Below are 18209 nucleotides of genomic sequence, written 5' to 3'. Positions count from 1 at the left end.
GACTGACTTCCAATCAGCCGTCCTTGTGCTAGGTCCGCATCAGCACGCGGGGGAAGATATGGCTAATCACCAACTAGCGGCACCCGTTGCCGCGCCTGCGCCGGTCAAGCCGGTAGCGTTGCCGCCCGGGAAGGTGGAGACACCTCAGGTAATTCAGCTGGTTATCGGCAAGCCGGAGAAGGCCGATGAAGGCATGGGCGGCCTAGAATTTTTCGCGTCGGCTATTGGTTCGCTGGCGTGGCCAGTCGCTGCCGTCATCATCGCGGCCATCTTCCACAAGCAGATCGCCAGCTTGCTCGCCAAGATACGCAAGCTGAATTGGGGCGGCGCTTCCGTGGAATTGTCTGAGCAGCTGGATAGGGTCGAGGACAAAAGCCGCGAGGTCCCTGACGATCCGGCTGTGGACCTGACTTTGCCTGACGTGCGCTTCCAACAGCTAATCGCGATTTCACCGAGCGCAGCAATCCTAGATAGCTGGGGCACGATCGAACGGCTGCTCTACCAGCTTGGCAAGGACATGAACCTCGCCCCCAAAGAGATGCGGAACCCGATCGTCATTGGCAACAACCTCCTTCATCAGAAGCGCATCACCCCTGCCGTGTTTGAAATGCTGAGAGATTTGCGAAGTATCCGAAATGCCGCCGCGCATCAGCAAGAGGTGACAACCACCGATGCGCTGCGCTTTTACGAACTGGCGGACAAGGCCATTCGCGCGCTCGACAAGATTGAGATTTAGGCTGACATCATGGCTCGATTTCGCTGGATCACCTTCTGCCGCGCACTCGACGTTCTCGAAAAATGCTGCACCAATGCCGAGTTCATCCGGCTCTTTGAAGAGCACGGCTTGGGCGAAGATCTAGACGCGGCGGCAGGATATAGCCTAACCACGCCCAAACTCCGCAACCTCCTGACGGCTACCATCCGACGCAACATGGAGCGCAGGGACACCGAGGGCGACCTAATATTCGACGTTCTCATCCGCGATGCCACGAGGCAAGTGCCCACTCGACGCAAAAGCCTGTTTAGCGACGAACCTGCCGAAGAGCTGCCGATCTTCGCGGCGCTGAGAAACAGCCTCGCTGTCGATGGTTGGGCAATCGAAGAGGGCACCCTGTTGCCCACCGCGCCGCTCCCCTTGCAGGATCAGCGATCCCGCCTCCGTCAGAACCTAGCGGATCCCATGTTCAACGAGGCGTTGAGCCGTCTCGAGCAATATGAGACGGCACTTGATGCCGGGAGTTGGGAAGCTGCCAATGGTATCGGAAGAGGCTTCCTGGGTTCTCTCTTTGTGGCAATCTGCCAAGTCGCTGAGCGGGCCAGCCAACCCCGCGAGGAAAGCGATGCCCGGAAGAAGCTGGAGGAGTCCGGCTTCTTTGCACCTTCACGGCAGGAAAAGCGCGGCTCGCCGGAGGCAGAGTTCGTGTTCAAACTTAGCGGTCTGATGGGCACCGAAGGCGTCCACGCCGGAGTGAGCACGCAGGGCACGGCCACCTATCGCTATGCCATGTCATTGCTCACTGCCGACTATTTCATGGACCGGCTCAAGCGCGGCTCTATTTGACTAGCGCTTCCTTCGGAGCCGGGGACGCAGCTCGCGTGCGCTTCTGCCGCTCAATCAAATGCAGGCAAGCGTTGATCGTCGCCAGATAGTGATAGAACATCCAGCTCAGCCAGACGGCTCGATCATAATCCAACTTCTGATCCTGCCTGAGGTGCCTGATACCAAAGTTGTTAGCCAGCTTAAACAACTCCTGCTCATCCGCCCTTAGCAGCGTTTCCTTGATCTGTGGGCGCAGCCACTCCAGCACATCGGCAAGGTCGCGAACTGCGCTTTGCCGCTCGTCCATGCTGCTACCGTAGCGACGGAACTTCTCGACCGCGATACTCACCTTGTCATTGACCGTTGCGTCCCGGGTTGGCAGCTGCGCTCTCAGAAGGTGCTGAACGCCCTCTGGCGCCACCACCATCAGTTCGCCCTTGTCGGTTAGCTCATAGCCCTCACCATACCGCACGAGCAGCGGATTGACCCGGTTGCGATATTCTTGCTGGCCCTTCGCCTTGTCGAAGTCGCTATAATGATACCCACAGCCGCTCCAGTCGTGATAATCCTTCTGCTGAGGCTCGCTGACGTGATCGAACAGGAACTCGATGACGTCGAATAGATCGGCTTCCTCATAGGCTTCCAGTTTTTCACGGATCGGCCAAATATTCTTCTTCATCAGCGTGAAGAGTACATACGCTTCGACGTTGCTGCCGATCGTGCCCTCAATGTCACCTGCATCGACGCAATACGAGCCGAATGCCTCATCGAAGAAGCCGTTGGTTTGCAGGTGCGAGTAGACGCTATCAAAAAGCGTTTTCAGGGTGTCTAGGTCGAGCCGCATCGCTCGGCTGCCGCCGCGACGTGCGCTGTAATAAGGGCGAGACTGAGCTAGGTCGGACATGCCTGCATCATACTGGATCACTGGTATGTTCGCAAAGCGTTCCGGTATTCATCTATGTGCTGCCTGAGAAACAGCAACTAGCCATCGTGGAGGAAGCGGTTGGGCGTGGTGCGCTCGTCCTCGATCGCGCCGATCAAATCCCTTACGTCGTGCCGATCGCATTCAAGGGCATTGCAGACCTATTAGACGAGCACGGAATTATCGTAGGGCGTGTTCATGTTGCGATATTAACCTGCTCGCTCAGGCGTCGAGTAAAATGTCGGCTTAGCAGTCGAGAGCCGCCCTTTTATCTCACGCCGCGAACGGTTGTTCCATGCCATGGCCGACACGCCTGACTTCGAATATGTCCTGATCGACAGCACTATCTCAAAGGTGCACGCCGATGCGACCGGTGCAAAAGGGGGGCTGAAGCTGCCGCGATCGGTCGCTCCCGTGGTGGCCTGACGACCAAGCTGCATGCAGCCGTTGACGCGATCGGCCTGCCGATCCGCATCCACCCCACGCCCGGGCAGCATGGCGACAGCCCACAGGCCAAAGCTCTCCTGACCGGCCTTCTGGGCGTCGGCCACGTCATTGCCGATGCCGCTTACGACGCCGATCCGCTACGCGCCTTCATCGCCGACGACCTCAAGGCCGCCGTGCAGATCAAGACCAATCCAAGCCGTACCAGCAAGCCGCCGATCGATTGGTGCCTCTACAAGGAACGCCATCAGGTCGAATGCTTCTTCAACAAGCTCAGGCGGTTCCGCCGCATCGCCCTGCGCTGCGAAAAGACACTCCCCGCCTTCATGGGCTTCGTCCACCTCGCCTGCGCCATGATCTGGCTACGCTAAATGCAGACAGCGCCTAGGGGTACAAGCGGTCGGGAAACCCACGTTCGCCGTAGTCGGTATATTGCCCAGTATAGCCGATAACGTGGAAGATGATGGTGTGGAGCAATCTGTAGATACGATGAAGCTGGTCGACGCGCTTCTGAAAGCTGTCCCGTTCGACGTCTGCCGCGCTTGATTTTCGGGTGTGCACGGCTGAGTTCCGTGCCTTTGTCCACGTCTTGATGTCATCCTCGATGAGCCAGCCACCCGGCACCAGGCTCATCATGCGATCTCTCGGTCGGATAGCGCTCAGCTGACCGATAAGACCCACGATACGTTGCCGATTGCCTGCGGATATGCCCTTGTCGTCCATCCAGACCGTCGCGGCCTTCTGAAAATCTGCCAACTCGGCGGTCAACGCTGACGGTGCCAATTCTATCAGGCCGGCCAGGCCCTCCACTGCGACGCAAATCCCGATGAGCCACCCGTCGATCGAGCTCTCGCTTGATCGACGTACCAGCGAGAGAAAGCTCGACGGCGCGCTCCAGATGCCTTCGTCAGGAGCGTCTGCCAGATATTGCAGGTAACACCGCAATAGTTCGACCAGTTGCTTGCTGTACAGGCCGGTGTTCGTTGCCAGCGGCGGGTAGGCTGGTACGCGACGGATGTCGGGCCGGGCCCCGCTAAGCGAAAGCGTTCGGCACGACGACACGACCTCATCAACGATAGCCGGGTTAAGCGACTGACCAACCACGAACTGCATCGCCTCGATCAAACGCCGTTCGAATGCCGGCGGGAACGGCAAATCGCACTTCGCTACGACCTTAATCTGCTCGCCCGTGAGATCCTCGAACGTAAGGTGCAGATCAGTATCATTGATCTTGATCGTGTGCGGCTCGCCGATCAGACCTTCCCAGTCTCGCTTGTTCTGTTCGAAAAAATATAGCGCCAGGATCGACGCTGTACTCCGCGTGGGCTCTTGCCTGCGCAGCGTTTTGGGAACCGCACGGATCGTCCCTGAGGCCGCCGGCAGCGAGATCGAATGGTTGGTCAAGATCCGGCCGAGATCCCAAGCAGCGTTGGTGTGATCGGTTGCCGTGGCGAGATGGTAATTGTCTTCTGGCACGAGGGCGCCGGCTTCTGAACGCATCGATCGGTTGATCATATCGACCATGGGCTGAAGCTCGTCGAAGGCGACATGGCATTTGAGTTCGATGTCGCCTCTCGCATTCTGACTAAGGCTTCCTGGCCCCTGCATCCGGTGATCGCCCGCGACCATCTCGATGCGCGGCATATCGATCTCAAACTCGCCGCGGCGGAAGGCCGCTATCGTTTCATCGAACGTCATTTGGGCTCCACAACAGGCCGGTCATTCGATTGCAAGGGCGTTCGGGCGCCCGAACCGTCGGGCACCTCGTGTAGCTTTTCCCGTCGCCGGATCAGCGACCTCGCCGAGTTCATTTCGCCATTCGATTCTTTCAAGCGTCGGTGTCATCTCGACAGGGAGGCCGTTGAAGTAGCGGCCTTGGTCGAACACCATTCCGATCTGGCGCGGGGTATCGCGCGTATACAGGGCGGCGAGCTGCGGGGGGCCTCCGGAAAGAGGGTCATCTCCAGATCTGATCGCATCGCAGAACGATGCGAGGAGCGCTCTGCTCCGTCCCGCAGCATCCGATTGCTCCCATCGATCTCGGTGAGCCTTCGCCGCCGACTTCCCCGAACCGAATGAACCGATGATGTCGGTGTTGGTGGGTATCGGCACCTCGTGAGCTTGCGTCGTGCGAGCGGTGGCGTCGAACTGGATATTCCAAGCGCGGAACGACGTGTTTGGCCAGGATTGGTCCCGGAACAGATGATGGATCGTGAAATCCAACGTCGGGGTGTTGATCGCGCTCGCGATGGCTCGCTTCACGGTCTCGAAGATCAGCGCCTGTCGCTCCTGCGCGGTTGCGATCGGCTCGAACAATATCCCGGCGTCGATCGCGCTCACGATCTGTCCCAGGATCAATGCGGGGAGCACGACATCTCCGCAGAAACCAAAAAGGTGGGGTTCGGTTTTCGCTGCGAATATTTTGCGCCCAGCTTCCCAGCGCTTCTCGGCAGAACCCCAGGTAATCTTGCTGTCCGACACCAAATAGACGGCTCGCGGCAGGTGCGTCGCTTCACCGTTATCCGAGTACGAAATCCAGGACATCAACGTCGTCATCAGGTTCAAGGCCCCGGCTGCATCTTTGACTTCGAACGTGGGGCGGCCAACCCTAGGGTCGGCCGCCCCAGGAACCTTAGTCGTCGTAATAGCGAGAATCGTCCACCTCGCCGGTCGTGGCGAAGCTGGGGTTCGAATAACCAGTCCGGCCGGCGGCCCGGTCGAAGGTGATCACGGATTCAAACGCAATCGAGTCGCCGTGGAAAGCGCGGTCTTGGTCGTTTTCGCCGTTCAGATGGCCGTTAACGGTAGCGATCAGGGCATCGTCGCCGTGCTCGACGGTCACCTCTTCAGGGTAGAGCTCATCGAAAAAGGCGTTGGTCGATGCGATCTCCCCTGACAACGCATCCTCGATCGTGAAGGCATTGTCCTGAATGAATTCGGCACCGATGTGATCAACCAGATCGCGTGTCAGCCAGACGGTTCCCGTGAACTGTCCGGACGCCTCGAGATGTTCGACTAGCAAGTCGACGATGACGTCGTTGGCCGGCAGATCCTCCGGCAGGCCGGAAAGCGCGGCACGTCGACTGTCGAGCAGCGGCAGATCGGGGACCATGATGTCCGCCTGCGACAGAAAATCGAGCGGACGCTGGGTCTCTGCCCTGAGCGCCGAGCCAGTTCCATAGCCGAAAAAGGCAGCGACGAGCTCATGTGCGTGGCCGGACGACAGCTTGCCGCCGGTAAGCGCTGCATAGTGCGTGCGCAGATGATCCGCGCAATCTTTGTGAATGGTCATTCGATCCTTCCTCCAGGCCGGCGGCTTTCTGGTGATCACAAGCGCTTCATGACCACCAAGCGCCGGCGAAAGAAGTCGCCGTTGTCGTGGTGTCGTTTGGTCGTATGCCGCCTTTAGGGTCGCTTGCAGCCCGGGCGATCGGCTCCTCCACAGGATTTGGAGTGGTGGCCTCGACGTTGCAAGCGGCACTTCGGGATTTTCTGGATCGGCGCGCTCTGGCTTGGCCAAATGGCAAGGCCGACGCAACGCGCGCTACATCCCGTTCTGGGTATGTCGCTCAGATGGCAAAGCTCCCCATGGTGGGCGGCGACTTTACATTGGCAGCAGCCATGGCATGGCGGATCCTGGCAAAAGCTGTCGGTCGCATCAATGACGCCAAATGTCTTGAGTTGGTCGGCATGGGACGCACCGTCGCGCTGACCATGAGGTCAGTCATGATCGCGTTGCAATCGCAAGGCTCACCTGCTCGGCCAGTACCTCGCTCGGCGTCCGGTAGGAGAGGCACTTCCGTGGCGTTCGATTGAGCCGATCGACCAACTGCTCAATCTCGACCGTCGGTACACACGCAATGTCGGTCTCGAGGGGCAAGAAGCGGCGCACCCTTCCGTTGCTGTTCTCCACGCTGCCCTTTTGCCAGGGAGCCGATGGCTGACAGAAATAGGCGATCATTCCGAGGCTTTCCTGAAGGCGTCCATACCCGGCGAACTCGGTGCCACGGTCAAACGTGATGGTGCGACGGAGGGAAGGGGGTAGGGCACGGAGATGACGCTCGATGCCGTCCATGATGCCCGCAGAGTGACGGCTGCCGTTGGGCGTGAGCACGATGTAGCGGCTTCGGCGCTCAACCAACGAGGTGAGGTTCGCCTTACCATTGTGTAACTTGAACGCGATAAGGTCGCCCTCCCAGTGACCGAACGCCGCGCGCTCGGCGACCTCTGGAGGGCGAGCCGCGATGGTGTGAGAAGGCGGGATATTCAGACCGCGTGGCTTGCGAGCGTAGCGCCGGCGCCGCTTCCGTCTGCCGGTGGGTAGCAGGCGTGCCAGCTTGGCGGCCTGACCGTCTGGTCCATACACGAACTGGTAGATCGTCTCGTGACTGACCCGCAGTCGACCGGTTGCCCGGTACCGAAGGTAGCCTGCGATCTGTTCGGGCGACCAAGCTGCCTTGAGGCGGTCAACGACATAATTGGCCAGTTCGGGATATCGGCTGATCTTCGCGCCTCTCAACCGTCGTCCGGCCGCCATGGATTGCGCCGTCACCGGAAAGTAACCCCGGAACATTGGTTCTTCGTCAAACCGGTGATTGCGCTTCAGCTCGCGATAGATCGTTGACGGGTGGCGCCCGAGCTCGGCTGCAGCTTGGCGCGGACTTCTGCCGGCGCCGATGAGCTGATATAGCTTACGACGTTCGTCGAGATCGAGATGCGTGTAACTGCCCATGTGCAGCCCTCAGCCGGGTTGAACCCGCACTTAAGCCGGGTTTTCGCACTTCGATCTAGAATGCACCCGCTTACATGCTGAAAGATCGATAATATGTATTATGTAAAAAGAGTTCAGTCGGCGGCGTTGAGAACCAGCACCCCCCGCTCGACCCGCCATGAGCGCAAACGGCGCAGGACGTTCATGCCGATGATGTCCTGATCACCGAAGCTGGGCGATACATCCGCGCCGACATCGGTGAGCTGGATCGGGCCGATCGCCATCTTGGCCACGGTGGTATGCGAAGCCACGACCCGGCCATTGGCGGTTTCGATCATCGTGCCGAACGGACTCTCGCCCAGGTTCAGGCCAGCCGCCCGTGCGGTGGCTTCGGACAAGGCGGTGGTCGTCGCACCGCTGTCGATCAGCATCCGCCGTGCCACCCCGTTGATGTGGACATCGGCATAGAAATGCCCATTCTGCGCCATTGGAATGCGGACGACGCCCTCTGGTGCTGCCTCATGCGGCCATAGCCCCGTCAGCCGGTCGCGTTGTGCGACGACCAGAAAGGCGGCTCCAAAGATCGCGATCCACATCAACGCCATGCGGAAGGTCTGGCCGATCGGAATACGGCGGGCCATCAAGGCGCTGAGCGGCAATAGAAGGATCAGGCCATAATAGACGATGTCCATGGCCCGATCCGTGCTCACGGGATCAACTCCATGCCGTCAAAGGCAGGTTCGACGCCGTCCGGCAGTTCGCGGCAGAGCGTCGCATAATCCATCGACTGGTCCATATGGATCAGGACGCTGCGGCGGGGCCGCAACTGCTCGACCCAATGCAGAACGGACGGCAGATCGGCATGGGCGGGATGCGGATGCCGCCGCAGCGCATCGACGACCCAAAGATCGAGGTCGCCGTACAGCGCGGCCATCTCCGGCGTCAGTTCATGAAAGTCCGTAGCATAACCGATGCTCTTGCCATCGCATTCGAAACGCAGGCCCGCCGACAGGATACGACCATGGGGTTGATCGACCGTTCGCACCCGGATCGGCCCGATCGCGACCTCGTCCTCCAGCAGCGTCATCGTTGCGGTGGGCGGATAGCCCGTCTTGCCGCGAAAGACATAGCCAAAGCGCCCCTCTAGCGAAGCGGCAGTCGTAGGTCGGGCATAGCCGGAAACGGGAGCGCCGAGAGCATGGAATATCTGCCGAACATCGTCGATGCCATGGCAGTGATCGGCATGATCGTGGGTCCAGATCACCGCATCGACCGTACCGACTTCAGCGGCCAGCAATTGCTCACGCATGTCGGGGCCGGTATCGATCAGGATGCGGGTGCCGTCATGCTCGACCAGCGCCGAACAGCGCATCCGCCGGTTGCGTGGCTCGGCAGGATCACATGCACCCCAGTCATTGCCGATCCGGGGCACGCCCGATGACGTGCCGCAACCGAGGATGCGAATTTTCACGCGCGAGTCTTTGCAAACAGCCGGTGGAAATTCTCGGCGGTCGCGCGGGTCAGTTGCTCGACCGTTTCTCCACGCAGTTCGGCGAGGAACTTGGCCGTGTCGGCCACGAAGGCTGGCTCGCCGGTCTTGCCCCGATGCGGTACAGGCGCAAGGAACGGTGCATCGGTTTCGATCAACAGCCGGTCGAGCGGCAGACGCGCGGCGATTTCCTGCAAATCCTTGGCGTTCTTGAAGGTCACGATACCCGAAATGGATATATAAAAGCCTAACGCCAATGCCTTATCGGCAAAATCTCCACTTGCTGTGAAGCAGTGGATGACGCCGGGATAGGCCCCCTTCCCCATCTCATCCGCCAGGATTGCGGCGGTATCCTCTTCCGCATCGCGCGTGTGCACGATGAGCGGTAAGCCGGTTTCGCGACAGGCGGCGATATGCGCGCGGAAGCTCGCCTGCTGGCGTTCGGGGGCGCTATGGTCGTAATGATAATCGAGCCCGCTTTCGCCGATGCCGACGACGCGCGGGTGCCGGGCACGCTCGATCAGCTTGGCGGTATCGATATGGGGATGCGCATCCGCCTCGTTCGGATGGATGCCGACGGTCGCCCAGACATCGGGCTCCCGCTCGGCGGTGGCGATCACGGCATCCCACTCGCTCTCGCGCGTCGAGATGTTGAGCATCGCGGTGACGCCGCGATCGCGCGCGCGGCCGAGGATCGCGGCCTGATCCTCCGCCAGCCCCTTGTAATTCAGATGACAATGGCTGTCGGCGAGCATCAGCCTTCTGCCTCCGCCGGAATTTCCAGACGGGGAAAGGCCGGGGTCGGTGCGGCCAGCGGTACGCCATTTGCGGCGCGGCGGGCATACCAGCCGTCATCGTCGATCGCGGCATGATCGCGCTCTTCGGCTCCCAGCGTATCCAGGACCAAGGCCGCCCCGCGCGGCACGACCGGAAGGATCGCGATCGCCAGCATCCGGATCGCGCGGACCAGCGTGCCGAGCACGGCATGCATCCGCTCCGGATCGGTCTTGCGCAGCGACCAGGGCGCCTGCACGTCGATATACTGATTGCAGGCATAGACGCCGCGCATCCAAGCCTCGATCCCCTGGCTGAGCATCAGATCGTCGAACGCGGTCTTCAACCCGGCGCAGGCGACGACGACTTCCTCGATAAGGGTCGCGTCGGCAGGATCGCTCCGTCCGGCTTCGGGCAGCGCGCCGCCCAGATTCTTGGCGATGAACGACAGAGTGCGCTGGGCCAGATTGCCGAAGCTGTTCGCCAGCTCGGCATTGACGCGGGTGACGATCGCCTCGGCGGAATAGGAGCCGTCCTGGCCGAAGCTGACCTCCCGCAGGAAGAAATAGCGCAGCGCATCGACGCCGAACGCATCGGCCAGCCCCATCGGATCGACGACATTGCCGACCGACTTGGACATTTTCTCGCCCCGGTGGAGCAGAAAGCCATGCCCGAACACCGACCGGGGCAGCGGCAGGTCCGCCGACATCAGGAAGGCGGGCCAATAGACGGTGTGGAACCGCACGATATCCTTGCCGATCAGGTGCAGATTGGCGGGCCAGAAGCGCGCCAGATCGCTGTCCTCGTTCGGGTAACCGGTGCCGGTCAGATAGTTGGTCAGTGCGTCGACCCAGACATACATGACGTGGCCGGGGCTGTCGGGCACCGGCACCCCCCAGTCGAAGCTGGTCCGCGATACGGACAGGTCGGACAGCCCACCCTCGACGAAGCGCATCACCTCGTTGCGGCGGCTTTCGGGGCGGATGAAATCGGGATTGTCGCGGTACAGGTTGAGCAGCGGCTGCTGATATTTGGACAGGCGGAAGAACCAGGTTTCTTCGGCGGTCCATTCGACCGGCGTGCCCTGCGGGGACAGCTTGGTGCCATCGTCGGCGACCGTCAGTTCGCTCTCGTCGTAAAAGGCTTCGTCGCGGACGGAGTACCAGCCTTCGTAGCGATCCAGATACAGGTCGCCCTTGGCCTGCATCGCCTTCCAGATGGCCTGACTCGCGGCATAGTGATCCGCGTCGACCGTGCGGATGAAGCGGTCGTACGAGATATCAAGACGATCAGCCATCACATGGAAATGGCTGGACATTTCGTCGGCGAACGCGCGCGTGGAAATGCCTCGCGCGCGCGCTGCCTGGGCCATTTTCAGGCCATGTTCGTCCGTACCGGTTTGAAACAGGACGTCGCGGCCCGTCTGACGCTGGAACCGGGCGATGACGTCGGCCACCACCATCTCATAAGCATGGCCGATATGCGGGCGGCCATTGGGATAGTGGATGGCGGTGGTGATATAGAATGGATCGGCCATGGCCGGTCCCTAGAACATCCCCAGGCGCAGGTGAAGCCTGCCATGTGTCTTCAGCCGCGAAGCGACCAACCCAGCCAGAGCCAGCCAATGATGAGCAGCGTGCCCCCGATCGGCGTGATCGCGCCTAGCCAGCGTGGCGCGCCAAAGGCCATCGCATAGAGCGTACCGGCAAAGATCGCCGCACCGATGACGAAGGTCCAGGCGACTCCCTTCGCCTCCATCCGCAACGCGACGAGCGCGGCGACGGCGTGGATCAACTGATACTGCCCGCCGGTGCGCAGCCACTCGACCGCGACACCCTCGGCCCGGTGTGCGCCGAACGCCCCGGCCGCGATCGCGACCGCCCCGGACAATGCCGCCAGAATCGCCACAAGTCCCATGGTCAGCCGTTCCTCTCGTCCTGCGTGATGATCCGGTCGTTGGCGGCGCGTAGATCGCCCGCGGCCGCCTGCGCGGCGAGCCGTTCCTTGTCGCGGGCCCGGTACATGGTTTCGACCCGGTCGATCTCGGCATGGTCGATCTTCAGGCTGCCCAGCGCCAGTCGCGCCATCTTCACCGCCGATTCGAGCACTTCGCGCACGACATAGGCGGCGGGCCCGCCCTTCAGGCGAAGGACCGCGCGCCGGTCATAGGCGCGGACGAAGATCGAGGCATTGGGGAAGGCCGCATGAACGCTTTCGAGCAATTCTAGCGTGATCTGATCGTCGTCCAGACAGAAGAGGATCAACTCCGCCTCCGCCGCACCCGCCTGTCGCAACAGGTCGAGCCGGGTGCCGTCGCCATAATAGACCTTGGCTCCGAAGGAGGCGGCGATGTCGATCATTTCGATATCGCGGTCGATCAGCGTGACGGGAATGTCGCTGGCGATCAGCATCTGCGCGACGGTCTGGCCGAAGCGGCCATAGCCGACGATCAGTGCATTGGCGCCGTCGGTCACCGGACCTTCGCGCTGGCCACCACGGGTGATGACCGGCTCCTCGCGGATGCGGCGGGTCGCGGCCATCAGGAACGGCGTCGTCGCCATCGACAGGGTGATGATCGCGCCGAACAGGCTGGCCGCTTCGGGGGCGATCAGATAGCCCTGCTGGGCCTGGGCGAACAGGACGAAGCCGAACTCGCCCCCCTGGCTCATCAGCAAGCCCAGCGCCAAGGCCGATCGCCAGTTCATCTTGAACGCCAGGCCGATCAGCGAAATGACCAGCGTCTTGGTCGCGATCAGCGCCAAGGCCATCACCGCGACGAACAAAGGCCGCTCGGCAATGGCGGGCAGGTCGAGCATCATGCCGACCGCCAGGAAGAACAGGCCGAGCAGGATCGAGCGGAACGGCTCGACATCGGCTTCCAGCTCATGCCGGTACGGGCTGTCGGCCAGCATGACGCCCGCGATGAACGCCCCAAGCGCGGTCGACAGGCCGAGCAGCTCCATCACGGCTGCGCTGGCGATCACGGTGAAGAGACCAGCGAAGACGAACATCTCGCGCTCGCCCATATTGCCGATCAGGCGGAAGAGCGGCCGCAACAGGAAGCGCCCGGCCACGATCAACCCGATGATCGCGCCAACCGTCTCCAGCGCAAGAATCCAGCCCGGTGGTCCGGCATGATCGGCCGGATTGCGCGACATGGCCGCAACGATAGTGATGAGCGGGACGATCGACAGGTCCTGGAACAACAGGATGGAGAAGGCCCGCTCGCCAAAGGGGGTCCGCAACCGCCCCGAAGATTGCAGCATCGGCAGCACCTGCGCCGTCGACGACAGGGCGAGCGGCAGGCCGAGCGCCAGCGCCGCCTCCATCGAGAAATGGGCGAGCAGGACGATGCCGGTGATCGCCAGACCGCACGCCGCGACCTGAAGCAGCCCCAGCCCGAAAATTTCGTGCTTCATCCGCCACAGCCGCGCGGGGTTCAGTTCCAGCCCGACGATGAAGAGAAGAAGCGTGATGCCGATTTCGGCGATGCCCAATTTGGACTCGGCGTCGCCCACCAACCCCAACACATGCGGGCCGACCACCGCGCCCGCGATCAGATAGCCCAGCGTCGCGCCCAGTCCCAGCCGTCGGAAAACGAGAACAAAGGCCAGCCCGAACCCGAGCAGAATGGCGCCGTCGCGGAGTAGTGATATCTCGCCATGCATCAGCGCTGCCCTCCGGCGATCGCCGCGTCCTCGGCCGCCTGCGCCGCCGCTTCGAACGCCAGGCGGATCGAGGGGTGGCGCGCGGTATAGGACAGCGCTGGCGTGAAGATATCGAGGCCGGGCCATTGGGGGGCCTCCCCCTGCCCGTCCGCCAGCCAGCGGGTCAGGTCGTCACGCGCTTCGGCTAGCTCGGTCACGCTGCGCCCAACGACATGGGCGGATAACAACGCGGCCGAGGCCTGTCCCAGGGCACAAGCACGGACGAGCATACCGACCTCCGCCACGCGCCCGTCTTCATCGAGATTGACGTCGACCGTCACCCGGCTGCCGCAAATGGGCGAGCGTCGCTCGACACTCGCCATCGGGTCGGTCAGACGCCGGTCGTGCGGGATGGCCGTGGTCAGCCGCAGGATTTCCGCATTGTAGAGGGGCGCGTTCATCACGGAGTCTCGCTGCTGTTGGTCGGGCCGCTATTGCCCGAGGACGTGGGGGCGCCGAATACAGGCAGACCGCGACGGCGTCGGTCGACGAAATCGGCGATGCCTGCGCTCGTGGCGTTGAGCAGCTTGTAGGTACGGCTCTTGACCATCCATTCGGGCCGCCGGGCGGGACCGCCGCTGACCGTATCGACCAGGAGGGCGACGACGAGGAAGATCAGGCTGGCGAGGATCAGACCTTTCAGCGCGCCGAAGCCGAAGCCCAATGCGCGGTCGACGGGTCCTAGCACTGATGTCCGCGTCCGGTGCCCGACCGCACGCGCGATCATCCGCCCACCCAGATAGGTCACGCCGACGATCAGCGCGAAGGCCAGCACCGCCGCACCCGATACCGTCCCGACCACACCGGTCAGGGCCTGGGCCAGCGAGATGTGGAACATCTTCAGAGCGGCGACGATCGCAACCCAGGCGAACAGGGCCAGCACTTCGGTTACGAAGCCCCGCATGAAGCCCTGGACCGCCGCGCCGAACACCGCGATCAGGACAAGAATATCTAGGGCCGTCAACGCGCTCTATCCCATATCTCAGCCCGCCCATGAACGACGCCGGTCGGGCACCCCGACCGTATCGCCGCGTCCGTTATGGGGCAAGAAACGGGCATGGCGGCGTCTTCGCTCCCTCGCTACCCGCGCCCCAGCATATGGTCAACGAACTCGGCCAGCGTGCGAAAGCCGGTCATGCGCAGACCGCCCTCGTCGCCGATCATCGAACGGGGCACCATGGCCTTTTCGAAACCGAGCTTGCCCGCTTCCTTCAACCGCAGCGCACCGTGCGCGACCGAGCGGATTTCACCCGACAGCGCGATCTCGCCGAAGACGACTGCATCGGCAGGCACCGGCCGCTCGGACAAAGCGGAGATCAGCGCCGCCGCCACCGCCAGATCGGCAGCCGGGTCCTGTACCCGGTAGCCGCCCGCGATGTTCAGATAGACTTCCGCCGACGAGAAGCTCAGCCCGCACCGCGCCTCCAACACGGCCAGGATCATCGCGAGCCGTCCATTGTCCCAACCGACGACCGCACGCCTGGGGGTGGCACCCGAGGCGAGCCTAACGGTCAGCGCCTGGATTTCGACCAGCACGGGCCGCGTGCCCTCCAAAGCCGGAAAGACGGTCGCGCCGGTCACGCCTTCGTCGCGATTGGTCAGGAACAGCGACGAGGGATTGCCGACCTCGGTCAACCCCTCGGTCTGCATGGCGAAAACGCCGATCTCGTCGGTGCCGCCGAAGCGGTTCTTGATCGCGCGCAGGATGCGGTATTGGTGGCTCCGCTCGCCTTCGAAGGCGAGGACGGTGTCGACCATATGCTCCAGCACGCGCGGGCCCGCGATCGAACCGTCCTTGGTGACATGGCCGACCAGCACGACGGCAGTCCCGCGTTCCTTGGCGAAGCGGATCAGCTCCTGGCCCGAGGCGCGGACTTGGCTGACCGTGCCGGGGGCGCCCTCGATCAGGTCAGAGTGCATCGTCTGGATCGAGTCGATGATGAGGAGCGCAGGCGGCGTGCCGATCGACAGCGTCGTCAGGATGTCGCGCACCGAGGTTGCCGCTGCCAGTCGCACCGGCGCCTGCCCGAGCCCCAGTCGCCGCGCGCGCAGCCGCACCTGATCGGCCGCCTCTTCGCCCGAGACATAGGCGACCGGCTTGCCCGCCAGGGCCAGCTTGGCCGCCGCCTGCAGCAGCAGCGTCGATTTGCCGATGCCCGGATCGCCACCGATCAGCGTCGCCGACCCCTCGACGAAACCACCGCCCAGGGCACGGTCCAGCTCGGCGATACCGGTCGCCATCCGATCGGGCAGCGGAATATCGGCGTCCAGCCCGACCAGCTGGATCGCTCGCCCCCCGCCCTGCAGATGATGCTTGGCGGCGAAGGGCGTCAGCTGCACCGGGGCCTCTTCCAACATGGTGTTCCATTCGGAACAATCGGGGCATTGCCCCTGCCAGCGGGACGACACCGATCCGCAGGATTGGCAGACATAGCGCTTCTGAATTTTGGCCATGCGCCCGACATAATGGCGCTGGAACGAAAATGGAACGGATTTGATGAGGGGGCAGGAGTGGTCTTTGTGCCCCTGCCCCGCTATGGGGCGGGCTCCATGACCCCAGACAAGTTTCGTGTCGCACTGTTCAGCGGCAATTACAATTACACGCGCGACGGCGCGAACCAGAGCCTGAACCTGCTGGTCGGCCATTTGCTGGCGCGGGGCGTGGCCGTGCGGGTCTATTCGCCGACCTCTTCGACCCCGGCCTTTCCGCCGGTCGGCGATCTGGTCGACGTGCCCGCCATACCTTTGCCGTTCCGTGCCGATTACAAGCTGGCACGGGGGCTTCCGGCGAAGGTGCGCGCCGATCTGGAGGCGTTCGCACCCAATATCGTCCATGTCTCAGCCCCGGAGTTTCTGGGGCACGCGGCGGTCCGCTGGGCACGGGAAAAGGGTGTGGGGTCGATCGCTTCGGTCCATACGCGGTTCGAAACCTATCCGGCCTATTATGGCCTGGGGTTCCTGGAACCGGCGATCATCAAATTGCTGACCCGCTTCTACAACAAGTTCGACCGGATCGTCGCGCCCAGCCCCAGCATGATCGACCTGCTGCGCGGATGGGGCGTGACCCCGCCGATGGGCATCTGGTCGCGCGGGATCGACCATGACCGTTTCCGTCCCTCGCGACGCAGCCTGGAGTGGCGGCGTTCACTGGGCATTGCGGACGACGATGTGGCGATCGGTTTCCTGGGGCGCCTGGTCAAGGAAAAGGGCCTCGACGTCTTTGCCGAGGCGCTGGCCGAGCTGCGGCGGCGCGGGGTGCCGCACAAGGTGCTGGTCGTCGGCAAGGGCCCGGCGGAGGACTGGTTCGCAAAGGCGACACCTGATGCGATCTTCGCAGGCTATCAGACTGGCGACGATCTGGGCCGGGCGGTCGCGTCGATGGACATCTTCTTCAACCCCAGCGTGACCGAAACCTTCGGTAACGTGACGACCGAGGCAATGGCGGCGGGCGTGCCCGTGGTGGCCGCCAATGCCACCGGCGCGATGGATTTGGTGGCCGATGGCGACACCGGCTATCTGGTCGGCGCGCGCGACATCACGGGCTATGCCGACGCGCTGGAGCGGATCGCGATCGACAAGGCCCTGCGCCACCGGTTCAGCGAGGCCGGGCAAGCCCGCGTCGCCGATTACCGGTGGGACAAGGTCAACGAGGCGGTGATCGACGCCTATCAGGCCCTGTTCGCTTAACCGTCGCGCCAGTCGAAGGTCAGCGGGGCCTCGCGAAAGGCGAAGCGGTCGAGATGGCTGGCGACGACCTCCCGCATCCGGGCGACCTCCCCGTCCTCGGGCACGGTCAGAACGATATCGAGCGTCTCGCTGTCGGCGCGCATGTCGAGCTTCGATCCGTTGGGGAACTGGATCGTGCCCTCTTCGGCCGTGAACGACACGTCCATCTTGTGGCTCCAATGCTTGGCAAGCTGTTGGAGATAACGGCTGGCCGACTGGGTCGGCACGCGGGCGACCGAAATGCTCATTTCAGGCGTTCCACCTTCTGGGCAAGTTCGTCGATCATCGCGGCGACCTCATGGACCATCTCCTGCGGGGCGTCGCCGCCGCCGAAGCGTTCCATCACGGCCATCTTCAGGCCGCCCATGGCCCGGCGGATCGGCGCGGCATCGACCCGCTGGCGATGTTCGCCCAGCGCCTGGAGACGGGCGAGCAATGCTTCGACCTGTTCGGCATTCTCCGCCAGATGGGTGCGGCCGCTATCGGTCGCGGCGAAGCGCTTCTTGGCACCCTCGGAGCGCTGTTCCTCGATAAAGCCCATTTCGTCGAGCAGGGTGATCGTCGGATAGATGACGCCCGGACTGGGGGCATAGGCGCCGCCGGTCATCGCCTCGATCTCGCGGATCAGGTCATAGCCGTGACGCGGCTCGTCGGCGATCAGCTTGAGGAGGACGAGGCGGAGTTCACCGCCATCGAACATCCGCTTGCTGCGTCCGCCGCCGCTGGGCCGGCGGCGATGCTCGCCATCGTTCAGTCGTTCGATCCAATGGAAGAAGCGTTCGACATCGAGTTCAGGTGCAGGACCACGCCCGCCCGCCCGATGATGACGGCCACCGCCGCCGTGAGAGAAACGAAACATTCTAGAACCTTTCAAACTATCGTGATGCGATCAAGAT

Annotated in this window: 19 protein-coding genes and 1 pseudogene; 4 read left to right on the top strand and 16 right to left on the bottom strand. The window is 62.7% G+C overall.

The genetic code is table 11. From position 1 onward, the window contains the following. Nucleotides 1-58 precede the first annotated feature (58 nt). The gene (locus U1H82_RS14270) at nucleotides 59-736 is read left to right on the top strand and encodes a DUF4145 domain-containing protein (protein WP_322965626.1); all 678 of its coding nucleotides are present in this window, start codon (nucleotides 59-61) and stop codon (nucleotides 734-736) included. A 9-nt stretch (nucleotides 737-745) separates the two neighbouring features. Then, nucleotides 746-1561: a hypothetical protein gene (locus tag U1H82_RS14265; protein WP_322965625.1), complete on the top strand. Its 816-nt coding sequence runs from the start codon at nucleotides 746-748 to the stop codon at nucleotides 1559-1561. Here U1H82_RS14265 and U1H82_RS14260 read toward each other — a convergent pair. Beyond that, nucleotides 1554-2465: a hypothetical protein gene (locus U1H82_RS14260; protein ID WP_322965624.1), complete on the bottom strand. Its 912-nt coding sequence runs from the start codon at nucleotides 2463-2465 to the stop codon at nucleotides 1554-1556. The two genes, U1H82_RS14265 and U1H82_RS14260, sit on opposite strands and share 8 nt — an antisense overlap. Before the next feature lie 279 nt (nucleotides 2466-2744). Between U1H82_RS14260 and U1H82_RS14255 the strand changes: the two are divergent. Then, a pseudogene (locus U1H82_RS14255) lies at nucleotides 2745-3277 on the top strand (IS5 family transposase); the annotation flags it as partial. Between the two features lie 13 nt (nucleotides 3278-3290). On the opposite strand, the gene U1H82_RS14250 reads toward U1H82_RS14255, so the two are convergent. The 13 genes from U1H82_RS14250 to radA all read right to left on the bottom strand — a co-directional run bounded on the left by U1H82_RS14250 (nucleotide 3291) and on the right by radA (nucleotide 16041). Continuing rightward, a complete protein-coding gene (locus U1H82_RS14250) occupies nucleotides 3291-4604 on the bottom strand; it encodes a hypothetical protein (RefSeq protein ID WP_322965623.1) in 1314 nt (437 codons plus the stop codon). A gap of 21 nt (nucleotides 4605-4625) precedes the next feature. Continuing rightward, nucleotides 4626-5471, bottom strand: a complete 846-nt coding sequence (locus U1H82_RS14245) for a hypothetical protein (protein ID WP_322965621.1) — start codon at nucleotides 5469-5471, stop codon at nucleotides 4626-4628. A gap of 67 nt (nucleotides 5472-5538) precedes the next feature. Next, nucleotides 5539-6198, bottom strand: a complete 660-nt coding sequence (locus tag U1H82_RS14240; RefSeq protein WP_322965619.1) for a hypothetical protein — start codon at nucleotides 6196-6198, stop codon at nucleotides 5539-5541. A gap of 432 nt (nucleotides 6199-6630) precedes the next feature. Next, nucleotides 6631-7638: an IS30 family transposase gene (locus U1H82_RS14235; RefSeq protein WP_322965618.1), complete on the bottom strand. Its 1008-nt coding sequence runs from the start codon at nucleotides 7636-7638 to the stop codon at nucleotides 6631-6633. A gap of 113 nt (nucleotides 7639-7751) precedes the next feature. Then, entirely contained in the window at nucleotides 7752-8327 is a 576-nt protein-coding gene (locus U1H82_RS14230; RefSeq protein ID WP_322965617.1) for a retropepsin-like aspartic protease family protein, read from the bottom strand. Continuing rightward, nucleotides 8324-9088 (bottom strand): MBL fold metallo-hydrolase, encoded by a 765-nt coding sequence (locus U1H82_RS14225; protein ID WP_322965616.1) that lies wholly within the window; start codon nucleotides 9086-9088, stop codon nucleotides 8324-8326. The genes U1H82_RS14230 and U1H82_RS14225 overlap by 4 nt, the downstream gene beginning before the upstream one ends. After that, a complete protein-coding gene (locus U1H82_RS14220; RefSeq protein ID WP_322965615.1) occupies nucleotides 9085-9861 on the bottom strand; it encodes a TatD family hydrolase in 777 nt (258 codons plus the stop codon). Before U1H82_RS14220 ends, U1H82_RS14225 begins: the two co-directional genes overlap by 4 nt. Further along, on the bottom strand, nucleotides 9861-11417 hold the full coding sequence (metG, locus tag U1H82_RS14215) for a methionine--tRNA ligase (RefSeq protein ID WP_322965614.1): 1557 nt from the start codon (nucleotides 11415-11417) through the stop codon (nucleotides 9861-9863). Before metG ends, U1H82_RS14220 begins: the two co-directional genes overlap by 1 nt. Nucleotides 11418-11467: 50 nt before the next feature. Continuing rightward, complete coding sequence (locus tag U1H82_RS14210; RefSeq protein ID WP_322965613.1) at nucleotides 11468-11797, bottom strand: DUF423 domain-containing protein; 330 nt, start codon at nucleotides 11795-11797, stop codon at nucleotides 11468-11470. 2 nt (nucleotides 11798-11799) lie between these two features. Beyond that, nucleotides 11800-13548 carry a cation:proton antiporter domain-containing protein gene (locus U1H82_RS14205; protein WP_322965612.1) on the bottom strand — a complete coding sequence of 583 codons (1749 nt, stop codon included), beginning with the start codon at nucleotides 13546-13548 and terminating at the stop codon, nucleotides 11800-11802. After that, on the bottom strand, nucleotides 13548-13988 hold the full coding sequence (locus U1H82_RS14200; RefSeq protein WP_322965647.1) for an iron-sulfur cluster assembly scaffold protein: 441 nt from the start codon (nucleotides 13986-13988) through the stop codon (nucleotides 13548-13550). The genes U1H82_RS14205 and U1H82_RS14200 overlap by 1 nt, the downstream gene beginning before the upstream one ends. After that, complete coding sequence (locus tag U1H82_RS14195; RefSeq protein ID WP_375339536.1) at nucleotides 13988-14491, bottom strand: CvpA family protein; 504 nt, start codon at nucleotides 14489-14491, stop codon at nucleotides 13988-13990. The genes U1H82_RS14200 and U1H82_RS14195 overlap by 1 nt, the downstream gene beginning before the upstream one ends. 176 nt (nucleotides 14492-14667) lie before the next feature. Continuing rightward, nucleotides 14668-16041 carry a DNA repair protein RadA gene (radA, locus tag U1H82_RS14190; RefSeq protein ID WP_322965610.1) on the bottom strand — a complete coding sequence of 458 codons (1374 nt, stop codon included), beginning with the start codon at nucleotides 16039-16041 and terminating at the stop codon, nucleotides 14668-14670. A 96-nt stretch (nucleotides 16042-16137) separates the two neighbouring features. Here radA and U1H82_RS14185 point away from each other — a divergent pair, with 96 nt between their 5' ends. Next, complete coding sequence (locus U1H82_RS14185) at nucleotides 16138-17274, top strand: glycosyltransferase family 4 protein (protein WP_322965609.1); 1137 nt, start codon at nucleotides 16138-16140, stop codon at nucleotides 17272-17274. On the opposite strand, the gene U1H82_RS14180 is transcribed toward U1H82_RS14185, so the two are convergent. After that, on the bottom strand, nucleotides 17271-17561 hold the full coding sequence (locus U1H82_RS14180; protein ID WP_322965608.1) for a DUF2218 domain-containing protein: 291 nt from the start codon (nucleotides 17559-17561) through the stop codon (nucleotides 17271-17273). The genes U1H82_RS14185 and U1H82_RS14180 overlap by 4 nt on opposite strands. Continuing rightward, nucleotides 17558-18172, bottom strand: coding sequence for a PadR family transcriptional regulator (locus U1H82_RS14175; protein WP_322965607.1), 615 nt, complete (start codon nucleotides 18170-18172; stop codon nucleotides 17558-17560). The genes U1H82_RS14180 and U1H82_RS14175 overlap by 4 nt, the downstream gene beginning before the upstream one ends. Nucleotides 18173-18209 lie beyond the last annotated feature (37 nt).

It is taken from the genome of Sphingomonas fuzhouensis, from assembly GCF_034659795.1.
Lineage (GTDB): Bacteria > Pseudomonadota > Alphaproteobacteria > Sphingomonadales > Sphingomonadaceae > Sphingomonas > Sphingomonas fuzhouensis.
Note: the sequence above shows the minus strand (reverse complement) of the source record. Positions and strands in the feature narration are given on the sequence as shown.

Bases quoted from the DNA above. Each gene is read 5' to 3' on its own strand.
- U1H82_RS14185 (WP_322965609.1), top strand. From the start codon at position 16,138: ATGACCCCAGACAAGTTTCGTGTCGCACTGTTCAGCGGCAATTACAAT.
- U1H82_RS14220 (WP_322965615.1), bottom strand. From the start codon at position 9,861: ATGCTCGCCGACAGCCATTGTCATCTGAATTACAAGGGGCTGGCGGAG.
- U1H82_RS14235 (WP_322965618.1), bottom strand. From the start codon at position 7,638: ATGGGCAGTTACACGCATCTCGATCTCGACGAACGTCGTAAGCTATAT.
- U1H82_RS14205 (WP_322965612.1), bottom strand. From the start codon at position 13,548: ATGCATGGCGAGATATCACTACTCCGCGACGGCGCCATTCTGCTCGGG.
- U1H82_RS14240 (WP_322965619.1), bottom strand. From the start codon at position 6,198: ATGACCATTCACAAAGATTGCGCGGATCATCTGCGCACGCACTATGCA.
- U1H82_RS14210 (WP_322965613.1), bottom strand. From the start codon at position 11,797: ATGGGACTTGTGGCGATTCTGGCGGCATTGTCCGGGGCGGTCGCGATC.
- U1H82_RS14250 (WP_322965623.1), bottom strand. From the start codon at position 4,604: ATGACGTTCGATGAAACGATAGCGGCCTTCCGCCGCGGCGAGTTTGAG.
- U1H82_RS14200 (WP_322965647.1), bottom strand. From the start codon at position 13,988: ATGAACGCGCCCCTCTACAATGCGGAAATCCTGCGGCTGACCACGGCC.
- U1H82_RS14175 (WP_322965607.1), bottom strand. From the start codon at position 18,172: ATGTTTCGTTTCTCTCACGGCGGCGGTGGCCGTCATCATCGGGCGGGC.
- radA (WP_322965610.1), bottom strand. From the start codon at position 16,041: ATGGCCAAAATTCAGAAGCGCTATGTCTGCCAATCCTGCGGATCGGTG.
- U1H82_RS14195 (WP_375339536.1), bottom strand. From the start codon at position 14,491: ATGCGGGGCTTCGTAACCGAAGTGCTGGCCCTGTTCGCCTGGGTTGCG.
- metG (WP_322965614.1), bottom strand. From the start codon at position 11,417: ATGGCCGATCCATTCTATATCACCACCGCCATCCACTATCCCAATGGC.
- U1H82_RS14270 (WP_322965626.1), top strand. From the start codon at position 59: ATGGCTAATCACCAACTAGCGGCACCCGTTGCCGCGCCTGCGCCGGTC.
- U1H82_RS14265 (WP_322965625.1), top strand. From the start codon at position 746: ATGGCTCGATTTCGCTGGATCACCTTCTGCCGCGCACTCGACGTTCTC.
- U1H82_RS14180 (WP_322965608.1), bottom strand. From the start codon at position 17,561: ATGAGCATTTCGGTCGCCCGCGTGCCGACCCAGTCGGCCAGCCGTTAT.